The following is a 14,034-nucleotide window of genomic DNA, read 5'->3' on the forward strand; positions in this document are numbered from 1 at the left end:
AGTTAACAATAGATTAAATCAAGAAAAGGTTTTAACAGCAATCGCAGCCTAGCTTAGCCTTAGGCGCTTATTAGGATCTGCATTAAGTTTACGGAGCACATCAGTTCGCTTTTCTATCTGTGATGTAATGCCCGCCTCGCAGCTCGGTGAAATAGTCATTCATCATGGGGTTATTGATCTTCTCGCCACTGAGATCGGCCTCAAGATTCTGCTCGGCCACATAGGTTGAATGACTCGCCTGATCCACCAACACATGATACCAGGGCTTATCTTTGGCTGGTCGGCTGCGCGCCACCATCTCATACCACTCTGGACTGAGTTGAAAATCGGCATCCACATCTAAGATCACGCCGCGATAACCGAATAATCTGTGATGTATCAGCTCGCCGATACTGTATTTTGCTTTAGCCACTTGAGCGAGTTTGGCGCCTTTAATCATTAGAATTACTCATATTCCCCACCTTAGGCTTCTTTACCTGAGCCCCCCTTGATGAATTTAGGCTAATCATGACTAGCAATCGGTACCAGTATTGCTCTAAATAGCCCTATTCCTCATGAGGGGTAAAATTATTGCTTAAGTAATGCCTGCCATAGAGTACGGCTAAGCCTATCAAGGGCATTAACATGGTAAATTGGCCACCGATAAACACAAAATCGATTAAGATTAACGCCGACAGAAATACCATCTTCTTATCGAATTCACGCTTGTGATTATCCCCTGTGAGCACCAAGAGCATGATGGCGCCCCCCAGAAAAAAGATAGCCAAATTGAGCACACTGTTCACTCGTCTCTTCTCGATCTTGACCTTGTAACTAGGCTGCTGGTGTAACTCCCTTAAGGCTTCGAGTCTAGCGGTAACACTCGCTCGGGCAATCACTTTATCACTGGTTTTGCTAAGATTACTTTTAAGCATATTAGCTTGAACACCACTGCCTTTTTTATTGCTGCCGACCTCAGCCATAGTAGGATTAGTCACGCTGGAAAATTCATTATAACTGCTGATGTTAATTGCATTCTTTAACTGAGTGTATCCAGATTGGGGTCCTAGTGTTTTGACTTGAGCCATGTCACGAATGTCAGACAAGGACACTCTATGGTCTACTGCGGCTCTGCCGTAGGCCTGCTCGGTACCGTAAACATGGGCCTCAGTAGATAAAGATACACCTTCAAGTTTATCGCTGTAGAGAATGACAGCTAGATAGCATAAGACAATGGCTAAACCTAACAACAGGTTTCTTCTAATAAAATACATACTACCTCCATAGCTCACGCTGTTTCACTGGGGTAAGACATAGCTAATCACAGCCACCGTTAGCAATAGTATAGTCAAAGAAAACAGCCACAAACAAATCCACCAGCAAGGGGTGGATATTTTGAGATCTTAAGCTTAGGCAGGCAATCTATGATGGCGATAACTCACAATTAGATGCATTAGCTGTAAAAAATAAAACCCTTTCCTGTTTCCTCTGCGTTTATAACTTCAGAAATCCTATTTACCTTTAACTTTTAACTGCATCTTTAACAGTATCTTCCTTTGTACTTTTAAGATCTGGAGTAGAGAATCATGAATAAAACACTTTTAGCCGCACTGGTATCGAGCAGCCTTATCTTTATCTCTCCCCTCGCCCAAGCCGCTGAGCTGAGTTTTCCTCACTTAGAAACCATGGGAAGCAGCCAGCTTGAGGTTGCTGCCGATATGGCCGAGATCAATGTCGAAGTGACCGTCAAAGAGAAGACAGCCAAGGCTGCTAAAGACACCTCAGATCAGGCCGTGGCCAAGTTTATCGCCCGCTTAAAGCAGGCTGGTATTTCGAGAGACAAGATCCAGAGTGCCAACTTGAATTTACAGCCACAATATCATTATCAGAAAGACAAGCCCGCCGAGCTAACAGGTTATAGCGCAAGCCGCAGACTGGTCGTCACCATAGATGATCTTTCCCGTCTCAATGAAATCTTAGACTCGGCGCTCGAAGAGGGCATCAACCGGATCAATAGCATAGTGCTTAAGACCAGCAAGGAAGAGGAATACATAGACAAGGCTCGTCTGGCTGCCATTAAGGATGCTCAGCAAAAAGCCAAGAAACTCGCCGAGGGCTTCGGTGAGAAGATTAAAGGGATCTGGGAGATCCGTTACTTAAGTCAGCGCCCGGTTCAGCCAGTGATGCTACGCATGAACGCCGGCCCTAGCTATGATGTAGCCGAAAGCTATCAAGAGGGCCAGGTCAGCATTCGAGACAAGGTCGAAGTTATTTATAGATTGAAATAGTCAAAAATAACTCACTAAACAGTAAGTTAAAAGACCAATAACCGATACTAGCTAAGCATATGCTAGTATCGGTTATCGCTTAATTGATTCGAGCCAGATTGATCTTGTCCCATAACTACTCAAATAAGCTCGCCTCTATAATCGTTACCGTTTCTATGATGGCATTCGGTCTTATTCTCACAGGCTGCAGTAAACCTGTAGCCAAACAGCAAGCAAACTCAATTCATAGATATATCGCAGACAATCTCATCGATGCAGACCTGTCCAGCGATGCCAAGCTTGCAGTCACCTTGAGCCGCACCCGTGAGTTATCGGTATGGGATAACGTCTCAAAAGCTTTGTTACATCAATGGCAGGTAGAAGACTTCGATGAGCCTACTTACTTGGTATCACTCTCCGGAAATAGTCAGTACCTGGCGGTGACGGGAAAGCATCGAGTATCGATATTTGATCTCAACAGCGGCCGACTCGAGCTCTCCTGGCTTGCACAGGGCTTCGATAGTGATGCCAGTATCTCCAGTCTGTTTCTGAATCAAAACGGAAAACGAGTTTTACTCGGTATGAACGAAGGCTCTGTGATTAGCGTCGATCTCGAAAGCAAGCAATTATCTATGTTTCAACTCCATGACGGGCCCATCAGTCATGTTGAATTTCTCTCATATGACGAACGAATATTGTCGGCAGCCCATGATGGACATGCGCTCATTTGGGCCAGTAGCAATGGACAAGTGATCAAGGACTTTAGCTTGCCCCTGCGTATCACCAGCATCAGCTTCGATGAGGCAGAGCGAAGACTCTTTATCGCCGATGCCTTAGATAAACACATCATAGTCGACTCATATTCTGGTAAGAGTATCGGCCAGTTAGCCTTCCTAGATCGCTATCGCTATTTTAGACAAGCGATATTTGTCGACCGGGGCAAGACGCTCATCACAGCGAGCTCAAAACAGAAAATCATGAGCTGGGATATAAGCTCAGGCAAGGAAAACAAGCACTGGAACATCACAGCTTTTACCGCCGGGACCACAGTGCTCGACATGGCCATTAACCCCAGCGGCCAGTTAATCACCCTGAGCTCGGATGGCGCCTTGGAGAGCTGGGACTATTGATCCCATTCGCATAAAAATAGCAATCTAATTGAATTTGAGCGGTTTAAAACAGATTTAAACCAAAAGCCTGCTTCACTGACATTAGCACTCGATTCGACTCATCCTGAGCCTGCTCGGTTCCTCGCTTCAATATGTCAATCAGCTGCGCCTTATCATCGATAAACATAGCTCTGCGTTCACGAATAGGTTTCAAGGTTTCCTGCAGGCACTCCTCCAATATTTTCTTGGTTTTGCCATCCCCTAGCCCACCACAGCGGTATTGCTCTTTAAGCCTAAGGATATAATCGATATCAGGATGAAACGCATCTAAATAAGTAAACACCACGTTGCCTTCCACCTTACCGGGATCTTCCACTCGCAGATGGCCTGGATCGGTATACATGGACTTAACCGCCTTAGTTATTTCCCGCTCACTGGCACTAAGCATTATGGTGTTGCCCATAGATTTAGACATTTTGCTGAGACCATCGGTACTGGGCAAGCGTGATACCTTACTCAGCAGAGGCTTACACTCGGTCAAGATGGCGCTGCCTGCGATATGATTCAGCCTTCTGACTATCTCATTGGTTTGTTCCAACATAGGTAATTGATCTTCCCCAACGGGAACCAGAGTGGCATTAAATGCCGTGATATCGGCCGCCTGACTGATAGGATAGGTTCATACCAATCTCACTAAATAGATGGTCAGTTCAGAGCCTCTCAGGCTTTTCAATTCAAGGCGCATTGATGCAGAAATGGTTATTCCCTTTGAAGTCAATGAAACACAGAAGTGGAATGTCTGAGAGGTTCACACCGTGCGGGTTTCAAAGCACTTTATGCTGCGTTAGATGCTTTCGATATAGAATAACTATTAGCTTCAAGCAACCGCCTTGCCTACAGCGCTTTGAACTCCCGCTGAAAGGTCACATATTTAGTAGGATTAGTATAATAACCCCGCAGGAATACTGCGACCGAATGACTTAGATTGGATCTCATTTTTCACCGTGGGATTGCGCTCTAATCTGGAGATAGACACCAGATTAGAATAATACATGGTAAGTTCAGCCAGAGCTGGGATGGCGGACTGCAGACAGATCCTGGTCTTTAGGGGATCGATACCAACCGCGAGGTAATCTGCCACCACATTAAGAATATTCGATGCGACTTTCTGCGGTTGATGACCGTTATCGGTCAAGCCCTGCATATCTGCCACTAAGATCGTCTGATGATACATATCTTGCAGTTTGACTCTCTGCTGCAAGGAGCCAACATAGTGGCCTAAATGTAACTGACCCGTGGCACGATCTCCCGTAAGGACCTTCTCTTTCTTCGTGCTTAAATCGCTTGTGATCTGAACCGATTCCTGCTTATCCAAACAGTTTACTTCGACCGAATCGATACATTTAACATTGGGCTTAAAATTTGATTTTACTTGCATAATTGACTCCTGATTAACACCACCGGAGACACTATGACTGAGATCAATTAGCTACCATCCGGCGGCTAAAGAACATGATGAGATGTGCCGCTCTAAAGAAGAGAGCGCCACCAAGATAACTGAGGATTGTAACTAAGGGATATGCTTTTCATTACCGCAGATTATCAAGCTAGTTCAACGTGAACAAGCTAAACAGAGATTAAAGATTATTTATTTCTCTTTTAGCTATCCCTTTCCAGGGTTGGCTTTGTTATTCAGTTTCAACTTATTGGCTAATGGCTCTATGGCGCCGCCTTGGAGTAGTATCGAAAACAGCACGATAAAGAACACCACATGTACCAGTTCTATCGCTCCTTCGACGCCTGCGGCGGCAGGGATCAAGGAAAATACTATGGGAGTAGCCCCCTTGAGACCGATAGATGAAATAAACAAACGCTTGCGCCAGCTCGCCTTTCTAAAAGGCAAGTAACAGAGTTGCACCGCCAAGGGCCGGGCCACAAACATGAGTAAAGCGGCAGGAATAAGCGACAAGAAGAACACTGAAAACAGGGTCTGAGGAAAAATCTGCAATCCCAATATGATAAACATCAACGACTGAGCCAGCCAAGAGAGGCTATTGAAGAAGTGTTTATTGACCTCCCTGCCTCGCTTAATGCCGTTACCTATCACCACGCCTACCACATAGGAGGCGATTAATATGTTGCCACCGGCCAAGTCACTGCCGTAGGCCGCTATGATGAAACTCGCCAACACGAATACAGGGATCAGGCCATACTCCTCTAAATGTATGGTGTTAAGCAGATAAACGGCGAGCCTTCCCACCAAATATGCAATGATGATTCCTGCACCTAACTGGATCAGCAGAGTCTGAGCTATCTCCCAACCCGATATCGCCTTCTCCGGCGCCAAGGCGATGCCAGTTAGAATGACTACCATAATCAGGGCTACCGGGTCATTGGTCGCCGACTCAAATTCGAGCACAGTATCAGTCTTCTCTTTTAGCTTAAGTTTCTTAGATTCTAAAATTGAGAACACGGCGGCAGCATCTGTGGAGGAGACTATTGCGGCCAATAACAAGCAGATAACCAGACTCCACTCGGTCAGCGGATATAACAGGGCAGCTAAGATCAATGTGGTGAACAAGACCCCGAACGTCGAAAGAACCCCGCCCTCTCTATAGGCTAACTTGATACTCTCATTTGAAGTGTTAATGCCACCGACAAACACGATAATATTCAGCGCAACGGCGCCGACCATAGAAGTCACCGCCAGATTATCATAAACGAAATCAAACTCACCATTGCCAAGCGCCAGACCAACGCCCATGAAAATCAAAAGAGAGGGGATCCCTAAAGTTTTCGAGGGATGGTGCAATAGAATGCCTATTGCGATCAACAGGGCGATACCCAGCAGGAGTATTTCGTATGACATATCTATCCGAGTCCTCTAAGTAAGAAAATAAGAGTGTGAATTCAGACACTGGGATACCAGTCTAATTCTATTTTACGTTTATGGGGTAATGGATTAAGAGTGAAAATCTGAGTATAGACAAACTAAATTTTCTATTAAAAATTCGAACAAAGAAGCAGCGATAAAAGCCTGTCACAGGCCAGTGACTTTGATACGGCTATTTTACACTATTTATCACCATTTTTTAAGCCGTTAACCTGTAGATTAACGATCTGTAATGTATCGTCTGGATACGATTATCGCCTAATAATAAACCGGTATAAGTTAAAGAAAAGGCGCCAGAGACTCATGTCTGTGGCGCCTTTTTATTCTAAGATAAAATGACTCGAATTAAGCCCTTACTTTCTTATTCAAGTAAGGCAAAACCAAGAGCACGACTCCGACGATGAGGAATGGCACACTCAGCCATTGACCCGCACTCAGGGTCATTCCCTCGGCATAGGCCGCCTGCTTAACCTTGACGAACTCGATAGCGAAACGCGCACTGAACACCAATACTAGGAACAGACCGAAAATAGCGCCTTCTTTCTGCTTCATCTCAGTGTATTTATACACTGCCCATAGGCCGATAAAGATAGCCAAATAAGCGAACGCTTCGTATAGCTGAGCCGGATGGCGAGGCAAGATATCGACACGCTCGAAGATAATAGCCCAAGGTACATTGCTCGGCAGACCTAAAATCTCTGAGTTCATGAAATTGGCTATGCGCACGAAAAAGCCAAAGATTGCAGTGGCTATAGCCAATCTATCCAGCAGGAATAAGAAAGGCATATCCATCTTACGGCGGTAATAATAGAGCGCAAGAATTGCGCCTAAACCACCACCATGGCTGGCCAGGCCTCCTTCCCAGATAGCAAATATCTTCAGAGGGTTACTGAGATAATAAGCCGGGTCGTAGAAGATACAATGCGCCAGTCGAGCACCTATGATGATGCCGATAACACAATACATCAACAGATTATCTAACGACTCGACAGGCAACTTTTCCTTGATATAGATGCGTTTCATCACCTGAAAACCACAAGCGATAGCCGTCGCAAACAGGGCACCATACCAGTGCACTTTTAGCCCCATGAAGGAGATCAATACGGGGTCTATGTTCCAAACAAAATGATCCAAAATTCAGCCTTCCAGTTTCTTTAAAAAGTAGAGAGATTTAGCTTCTTTGAGGCAGTTTTACGCTGAACTTAGTGACTTGGCAAGTTTTCTTAGAATATGCCCACAGCTATTTGCAGCAGATAAGGCTTATGACTAGACTTAGATAGCTTAGACTTCACTTCTGGGATCCAATAATGTCACATTACCCCAGATTCCCCCCATCTGGCCTAAGCAGTCTCAGTTGCCTAAAACGCTAAAGCCAGACTTGTAGAGAAAATCTAGACTCGCTTCAATTTAGCCTTAGCTATTTAGACCACCCATGCAGATATATTTGATTTCCATATAGTCATCGAGTCCATACTTAGAACCTTCACGGCCATTACCCGATTGCTTGATACCACCAAATGGCGCCGCCGGATTAGCAATGATGCCTTCGTTGATACCCACCATGCCGAACTCCAATCCTTCAGCCACACGCCACACTCGACCAATATCCCGGGAATAGAAGTAGGCTGCTAAGCCATATTCTGTATCGTTGGCAATTTTAATGGCTTCCTCTTCGGTATCGAAGCTGATGATAGGCGTTACTGGGCCAAAAATCTCATTGCTAGCCAAGGGCATATCATTAGTGACCCCAGTCAGAATTGTCGGCTCATAGAAGTTGTTACCCGCAGCGCTGCGCTTGCCTCCGGCAATAATTTTTGCCCCTGCAGCGACAGTTTCTTCCACTAACTTATGCACGCCATCGACCGCTTCTGATGTGATCATTGGGCCTAAGTTGACACCAGCGGCTAAGCCATTGCCAATCTTAATCTCAGCCACCGCACTGGCAAATTTATCGGTGAACTCCTGAACCACACTACGCTGAACTAAAACACGGTTAGTACAGACACAGGTCTGGCCTGCATTACGATATTTAGAGATGAGTGCGCCTTGGACTGCCTCATAGATATCGGCGTCATCGAATACGATAAAGGGGGCGTTACCGCCGAGCTCCATCGACACCTTCTTTACGCTTGTGGCCGTTTGATTCATCAATATTTTGCCAACCGCTGTTGAGCCGGTGAAGCTGAATTTAGACACATCCGGATGCTGAGTCAGCACCTTGCCCATACCAGATGAATCTAAGCCGACAACCACGTTGAACACACCGGCTGGCACGCCTGCACGCTCGGCAAGTTCGGCCATAGCCAGTGCAGACAAAGGCGTAGAGGGTGAAGGCCGCACCACGAAGGTACAACCTGCAGCCAGAGCAGCAGCCGCTTTGCGGGCGATCATGGCATTAGGAAAGTTCCACGGCGTGATAGCAGCGACAACTCCTACAGGCTGCTTAATAACGATAATCCGCTTATCACCTGTAGGCGAAGGAATAATATCACCATAAACTCGTTTGCCCTCTTCGGCAAACCAATCGATAAAGGCCGCACCGTAAGCTATCTCCCCTTTAGCTTCGGCTAAGGGCTTACCTTGCTCTAAGGTCAAGATGCGACTTAGATCATCCTGACTCTCCATCATCAAGTTAAACCAGCTACGCAAAATGACCGCACGCTCGTTGGCCGATTTTTTAGACCAAGCAGGTAAGGCTTTCTTAGCGGCAACAACAGCCGCTTCAGTCTCGGCTATACCTGCGTTGCATACCTGAGCCACTACCCTGTCATTAGCAGGATTAATGACATCGAACCGCTCCGAGCTGTCACTCCAGCGTCCATCTATATAAGAGCTTAACTTCACTAATCCTGAATCGTTAACTTGTTGCATTATCACTCCTGTGTGCAGTCATCTTGCCTAGAGCACCAGTTTGCGCCTCACGCAAAATAACGGGTACTCGATAGGCCTGTTAATGTTTCCTATTGAATAGCAAAAACAACTCAGGTTAAATACAAAACAATAAACCTTATGTTTTAGGCTCATAAAACTTTCATATGTTAAGCAGGTAAATTTGAATAAAACCATAAGCAAGTCTTCTATCCTCCCCAAAACAGTCACCGAATATGACCTACGCCTGCTGAGAATTTTTCGCACTGTGGTCGAGAACGGCGGCTTCTCTGCTTCAGAAGCTGAGCTTGGTGTGACCCGCTCGACCATCAGCGTGCATATGTCTAATCTTGAGAGCCGAATGAAGCTTAAGTTATGTAGCCGAGGACGAGGCGGTTTCGCCCTGACAGAAGATGGCCAAACGGTCTACCATGCCTGCATAGAGTTATTCGACTCGCTTAATGACTTCTCTAGGCTAGTTAATGGCTTAGGTGAAGAGTTGAGTGGGGAATTAATCATACTGTGCGCCGAACAATTAGACTCGCATATGCAGCTAAAACTGGCAGAGGTAGTGAAGAAGATACATAAAGCTCAGCCGCAACTGCATCTGGTGCTCGACAATGAAGCCCTCAAGCATATCGAAAAGTGCCTGCTTAAAGAGAAAGTCCATATAGGCTTACTCCCTAGCTACCAGCAGGTCGAAGGACTGGATTACCAAACCATATATAGCGAACCCATCTATTTATGCTGTAGCCATTCTCATCCATTTTTCCAGCTTGAAGATGATGAGATAAGTAACCAGATGCTAGCTCAGACCCCGGCGATTCATCCTGGCATAGATATAGATTCTGAGGCAAGGGAGCAATTAAAACGACTCAACCTATGTGCCAAGGCTTACCAGTTTGATACCCGTAAAACCTTAATCCTCTCCGGCTGCTACATAGGCTACCTCCCCCTGAGTTACATTCAACAGGAACTCGAGTCCAAGCAAGTAAAAATCATTCATAGTGATAGTACTAGCTACCAATTTAATCTCTCTATGGTGTCTAAACATAATCCACGTGAAACCAGTAAAATTGAGTTGCTAAAAACAATATTCAACGAAGTATTTACTCAATAGGAATCAATGAAGTTTTTACTCAATAGCAATCAATGAACATCAGGCTTAAAATCATATATCCTCGATAGGTTATCGAGTCACAACGACTCAAGATTATTCACCATAAAAAGTGCCAGTTATTAATATAACCTCTCCATGGTGTCTAAAAACAAACCAGGTGAAACCAGTAAAATTGAGTTACTCAAAAAAATATTCAATGAAGTTTTTACTCAATAGGAATCAATGATAATCAGCTTTTACTGCAAATAAAGAGCAACCTAACCTTAATTAAAATAGGCTTCTTTATTTTAGCTAGTCATCATTTTGCAGCTCTGACCTTAGTGTACATTGGTCATATTAGGTGACGCGCAAGTAGATAGGAAGATGCTATTAATCTTATGAGTATCATTTTCTGTTCGAAAAACACTCTGGTCAATATATTTTCACCCTGATTAGCCATAGCTTTAAATTTTGTTCACTAACAAAGTGATCTGACTCAAAGAGCTGTAAAGAAAGAAGTTACTTAGTCTAATTAACTTAAATGTAGTACCCCTTTGCTACCCTTTCATTAACCAAGTCACTTACATTAGCCCACCCTTTCATTATCGGCAGTAAATCTTGACTACGGGCACAAATATGATCAATGTGTTAACACGTTTTAAGGCACAGAGTGGCAAAGAAAAAGCACTACTTGAGCTCCTCAAGAGTTTAGTTCAACCGACTCGAAATGAACTGGGCTGTGTCAAATATGAACTTCATCAAGAAAATGAAAAACAGGGACATTTCATCTTCATCAAGAGCTTTGTCGACCATGCAGCATTTGAAAAGCATCAAAATACCGGACACTTCAAACGTCTAAAAAAAGAGATGCCTGAACTCATAGCTCAAGAGCCTGAAATTATCATCTTATCCCGACACGCATAACCGAATAAGAAATAATGAGTTGTAATTACTAGGTAAATTAGAAAGTTTGTACGCTACCCTGAATGGTAATAAAGACAGTGAAGATATATAATACCTTAGAATTCAACAAATTAAATAACATGGAGTGTGCGAATAAAAGTCATGGATAATCTGTATTTCGATAACCCTACCAGCCATTACTTGCCTATTCAGAAATCCATTCGAATCCAGGGGCATGTGACCAGCATCTCATTAGAAAAGTTGTTTTGGGATCTATTAGATCAGATTGCTGAGAGCCAAGGTGTGAAAAGAAACCAATTTATCGCGAGCCTATACATAGAAGCCCTAAACCATCACGGGGACGTAAAGAACTTCACTTCATTACTTAGATCGGCCTGTGTACAGCATATCTTGTCTAAGGAGAATGGTTAACTATAACTCCTTAGCAGGTTCACCTTAAAGTCATCAAGTCCATACCTAGTCGCTAAAACTCGTATCAATCAGCGCCATTCTCAGTGATAAGCCACCCTTGGCCAATACAATCATTAGCTAATAGACTATTTTATATTAGACTGTTTCCATTCTCCTATGATCTGCTGATAACTGCCATCCTGCTTCATCTGCAGTAATATTACATCGAACTGATCCCTAACATAGCTAAGATGACTCTTCTTAGAAAAGGCCATATAGGTCGGTGTCGATTGCACTTCTTTTACTAATCGTTTTATCTTCTTACAACGTTTTAACGAACTAGTCTGTAGCGCTTTAATTTCTTTATCGACATAAAAAATGGTGTCCTTCTCGGCGATAAGAATATCTATGCCTCCAGTACACAGCTTTAGCAACAAGGTCGAGGATGTAACATCGACACTCACCCTTTTAAGCAGCTTGGTCTCCACCGCATTATCGAAAACAGTCCCATAACTAAAGTCTTTCCTCATACCAAAATGATAATCACCAAGTGTAGCCAGATCGCCATCGAACTCTATATCCGAATCTTCAGCCACAAATAGCATCACCACCTCTTCCATCAGTACTTGCCGACTATAATCGGCATAGACGAGTCGTTCAGGCCTAATAAGCACCTCGAATAATCCGTCAATCTTGCCCTCTTTCAATAATTTAAGCGCTCTGGACCAAGGGAGAACCTGTAGGGATATTGGCTGTTCGATGCGTCTAAAGACCTCTTCGACCAATTTTACCGATATGCCATCGAACTCAATTCCACCTTCTGGTGTGTCGCGGGTAAATTCATAGGGAGGGTATTCGACGATAGCAATGTTGAGCGCATGATCGGCTGTCACTTGTAGGGGGAAAAGATTGCCCACAAGCAGTATGATTACCATGGTGATGCCCATGATGGCTTTCTTCATGATTCACCTTAGTCGCGATAAGCGGTGAGGTGTATAGATGGTAACTACAAGTTTAGACCAAATCCTTCTATTACTGGACTGTCACCACGAATCTACCCTGTCACTAGACCAATAACTAAACCAATAAAAAGACCAGTGGTGACCCATGCTATCTCTGCGAGAACTTAGCATGCTGCCACCAATGGATATCTGAGATACTTTGCCTATTTAAAACTTACTGAGCAATTCGACATTAAAATCTTCAGCCGACACCGTCAGATGGTGCTCATTAATAACGGCTTGCAGGTCACTGATGTCTTTCTCTAACTTACTTAAGGTAAGCGTGTTGTTATCGAGCTGATAAACCAGCTTCTGCCCCTGATAATAGAAACTCAATATGGCCAAGGCATCGATATCATGAGTGGCAGCAGCGGCCTTGATCTTCTTTAACCGACGATAAATACGGTTATGCACCGCCTTGAGCCGCCAGACGTAATAGACTTCTGTCATATAGGGCTTGTCTTTGACTTGCATAAGCACCACAACAGATAGTATGGCAGCCATGACAACGCCGAATAGATTAAGATGAAAATTCCCCGTCGCCTCACCGCTCACATCATTAACCTCACCGAACAAGGCTATGAGTCCAGACCCGAAAGCCAAGGATAACAAGAGCAGGCCAGCAACCAGCGCAATAGTCACCACATTCAGGCGCCTACGATATACAACTTTATCTATCTCTTGTAACTTCATTATTTGACCCTTTGTTTTTCAAGCTTAAATTTTAAGTTTTTCCCTCGGACTTGTATAGCCTGAGCAGCACCTTTTAGTTGGCTTTGGGTAAATAAAAGGTTAAAAATTAAAACTGAATGAAAAAAGTTCAACAATTGATTTAGGAGCTCCCATGCAATACCAAGTAATCGCCATCTTCACCGGCCTCATTTTGAGCGTGACAGCCAACGCGAGCGAACAATATATCTGTGAGCTAGACAATCAACAAAGGATCATCGAGGTGATCTACAAGAATCCATTAGAGTCTGTTCCCTGTCAGGTGAACTACCGTAAAAAGAACTCCAGTGAGACTTTATGGCAAGCAAAAAACCAAGCCGGTTACTGTGAGGCCAAAGCCGATGAATTTGCCATTAAACTAGAGAGTTTGGGCTGGCGGTGCCAACATCTCGATCAACCAGCAGCTGACAGCAAGGATAATCAAGCTTCAGAGGTACAAGAAATAAAATAGACCTATATCTTGTACCCATATCTAGACCTATAGAGGAAACATAATCGGATGGCAGATATGAAGATTGGCGGTGGCAATACCTCAGGCAACAAGCCGCTGACAGCAAGGATAATCAAGCTTCAGTGGTACAAGAAATAGAATAGTCCTATATCTTGTACCCATATCTAGACCTATAGAGGAAACATAATCCGATGGCAGATATGAAGATTGGCGGTGCCAACATCTCGATCAACTAGCAGCTGACAGCAAGGATAATCAAGCTTCAGAGGTACAAGAAATTAAATAGACCTATATCTTGTACCCATATCTAGACCAATAAAGGAA

14 protein-coding genes and 1 pseudogene are annotated in these 14,034 nt (G+C 44.2%); 6 read left to right on the forward strand and 9 right to left on the reverse strand.

Annotated elements, in window-relative coordinates:
- Positions 1-100: 100 nt before the first annotated feature.
- Both hspQ and SVI_RS17145 read right to left on the reverse strand, forming a co-directional pair.
- Positions 101-439, reverse strand: coding sequence for a heat shock protein HspQ (gene hspQ / locus SVI_RS17140; protein WP_013052898.1), 339 nt, complete (start codon positions 437-439; stop codon positions 101-103).
- A 106-nt stretch (positions 440-545) separates the two neighbouring features.
- A complete protein-coding gene (locus SVI_RS17145) occupies positions 546-1,253 on the reverse strand; it encodes a hypothetical protein (protein WP_013052899.1) in 708 nt (235 codons plus the stop codon).
- 312 nt (positions 1,254-1,565) lie between these two features.
- On the opposite strand from SVI_RS17145, the gene SVI_RS17150 reads away from it, so the two are divergent.
- Together SVI_RS17150 and SVI_RS17155 are read left to right on the forward strand one after the other, a co-directional pair.
- Positions 1,566-2,267 (forward strand): oxidative stress defense protein, encoded by a 702-nt coding sequence (locus tag SVI_RS17150; protein WP_013052900.1) that lies wholly within the window; start codon positions 1,566-1,568, stop codon positions 2,265-2,267.
- Positions 2,268-2,371: 104 nt separating this feature from the next.
- A complete protein-coding gene (locus SVI_RS17155; protein ID WP_231847746.1) occupies positions 2,372-3,376 on the forward strand; it encodes a WD40 repeat domain-containing protein in 1,005 nt (334 codons plus the stop codon).
- A 43-nt stretch (positions 3,377-3,419) separates the two neighbouring features.
- Here SVI_RS17155 and SVI_RS17160 read toward each other — a convergent pair.
- The 5 genes and pseudogenes from SVI_RS17160 to SVI_RS17180 all read right to left on the reverse strand — a co-directional run.
- Positions 3,420-4,034, reverse strand: a pseudogene (locus SVI_RS17160) (tryptophan--tRNA ligase); the annotation flags it as partial.
- A 261-nt stretch (positions 4,035-4,295) separates the two neighbouring features.
- A complete protein-coding gene (locus SVI_RS17165) occupies positions 4,296-4,793 on the reverse strand; it encodes a hypothetical protein (protein WP_013052903.1) in 498 nt (165 codons plus the stop codon).
- A gap of 225 nt (positions 4,794-5,018) precedes the next feature.
- Positions 5,019-6,224 carry a potassium/proton antiporter gene (locus tag SVI_RS17170; RefSeq protein WP_013052904.1) on the reverse strand — a complete coding sequence of 402 codons (1,206 nt, stop codon included), beginning with the start codon at positions 6,222-6,224 and terminating at the stop codon, positions 5,019-5,021.
- Positions 6,225-6,593: 369 nt separating this feature from the next.
- Entirely contained in the window at positions 6,594-7,382 is a 789-nt protein-coding gene (gene lgt, locus SVI_RS17175; RefSeq protein WP_013052905.1) for a prolipoprotein diacylglyceryl transferase, read from the reverse strand.
- Between the two features lie 279 nt (positions 7,383-7,661).
- A complete protein-coding gene (locus SVI_RS17180) occupies positions 7,662-9,119 on the reverse strand; it encodes an NAD-dependent succinate-semialdehyde dehydrogenase (protein WP_013052906.1) in 1,458 nt (485 codons plus the stop codon).
- A 193-nt stretch (positions 9,120-9,312) separates the two neighbouring features.
- Here SVI_RS17180 and SVI_RS17185 point away from each other — a divergent pair, with 193 nt between their 5' ends.
- From SVI_RS17185 to SVI_RS17195, 3 genes are all read left to right on the forward strand, one after another.
- Positions 9,313-10,236 (forward strand): LysR family transcriptional regulator, encoded by a 924-nt coding sequence (locus tag SVI_RS17185; RefSeq protein ID WP_041420448.1) that lies wholly within the window; start codon positions 9,313-9,315, stop codon positions 10,234-10,236.
- 615 nt (positions 10,237-10,851) lie between these two features.
- The gene (locus SVI_RS17190; protein WP_041420063.1) at positions 10,852-11,139 is read left to right on the forward strand and encodes a putative quinol monooxygenase; all 288 of its coding nucleotides are present in this window, start codon (positions 10,852-10,854) and stop codon (positions 11,137-11,139) included.
- Between the two features lie 141 nt (positions 11,140-11,280).
- The gene (locus tag SVI_RS17195; RefSeq protein WP_013052909.1) at positions 11,281-11,550 is read left to right on the forward strand and encodes a ribbon-helix-helix domain-containing protein; all 270 of its coding nucleotides are present in this window, start codon (positions 11,281-11,283) and stop codon (positions 11,548-11,550) included.
- Positions 11,551-11,675: 125 nt separating this feature from the next.
- Here SVI_RS17195 and SVI_RS17200 read toward each other — a convergent pair whose 3' ends face one another.
- Both SVI_RS17200 and SVI_RS17205 read right to left on the reverse strand, forming a co-directional pair.
- The gene (locus SVI_RS17200) at positions 11,676-12,491 is read right to left on the reverse strand and encodes a substrate-binding periplasmic protein (RefSeq protein WP_013052910.1); all 816 of its coding nucleotides are present in this window, start codon (positions 12,489-12,491) and stop codon (positions 11,676-11,678) included.
- Between the two features lie 207 nt (positions 12,492-12,698).
- Entirely contained in the window at positions 12,699-13,223 is a 525-nt protein-coding gene (locus SVI_RS17205; protein ID WP_013052911.1) for a DUF3087 domain-containing protein, read from the reverse strand.
- 151 nt (positions 13,224-13,374) lie between these two features.
- On the opposite strand from SVI_RS17205, the gene SVI_RS17210 reads away from it, so the two are divergent.
- Positions 13,375-13,710 (forward strand): hypothetical protein, encoded by a 336-nt coding sequence (locus tag SVI_RS17210; protein WP_013052912.1) that lies wholly within the window; start codon positions 13,375-13,377, stop codon positions 13,708-13,710.
- The last annotated feature ends 324 nt before the right edge of the window (positions 13,711-14,034 follow it).

This window comes from Shewanella violacea DSS12 (assembly GCF_000091325.1).
Lineage (GTDB): Bacteria > Pseudomonadota > Gammaproteobacteria > Enterobacterales > Shewanellaceae > Shewanella > Shewanella violacea.

What these genes read in the sequence shown, in the direction of transcription:
- hspQ (WP_013052898.1), bottom strand. Translation starts at nt 439, where the DNA reads ATGATTAAAGGCGCCAAACTCGCTCAAGTGGCTAAAGCAAAATACAGT.
- SVI_RS17145 (WP_013052899.1), bottom strand. Translation starts at nt 1,253, where the DNA reads ATGTATTTTATTAGAAGAAACCTGTTGTTAGGTTTAGCCATTGTCTTA.
- SVI_RS17150 (WP_013052900.1), top strand. Translation starts at nt 1,566, where the DNA reads ATGAATAAAACACTTTTAGCCGCACTGGTATCGAGCAGCCTTATCTTT.
- SVI_RS17165 (WP_013052903.1), bottom strand. Translation starts at nt 4,793, where the DNA reads ATGCAAGTAAAATCAAATTTTAAGCCCAATGTTAAATGTATCGATTCG.
- SVI_RS17170 (WP_013052904.1), bottom strand. Translation starts at nt 6,224, where the DNA reads ATGTCATACGAAATACTCCTGCTGGGTATCGCCCTGTTGATCGCAATA.
- SVI_RS17180 (WP_013052906.1), bottom strand. Translation starts at nt 9,119, where the DNA reads ATGCAACAAGTTAACGATTCAGGATTAGTGAAGTTAAGCTCTTATATA.
- SVI_RS17190 (WP_041420063.1), top strand. Translation starts at nt 10,852, where the DNA reads ATGATCAATGTGTTAACACGTTTTAAGGCACAGAGTGGCAAAGAAAAA.
- SVI_RS17195 (WP_013052909.1), top strand. Translation starts at nt 11,281, where the DNA reads ATGGATAATCTGTATTTCGATAACCCTACCAGCCATTACTTGCCTATT.
- SVI_RS17200 (WP_013052910.1), bottom strand. Translation starts at nt 12,491, where the DNA reads ATGAAGAAAGCCATCATGGGCATCACCATGGTAATCATACTGCTTGTG.
- SVI_RS17205 (WP_013052911.1), bottom strand. Translation starts at nt 13,223, where the DNA reads ATGAAGTTACAAGAGATAGATAAAGTTGTATATCGTAGGCGCCTGAAT.
- SVI_RS17210 (WP_013052912.1), top strand. Translation starts at nt 13,375, where the DNA reads ATGCAATACCAAGTAATCGCCATCTTCACCGGCCTCATTTTGAGCGTG.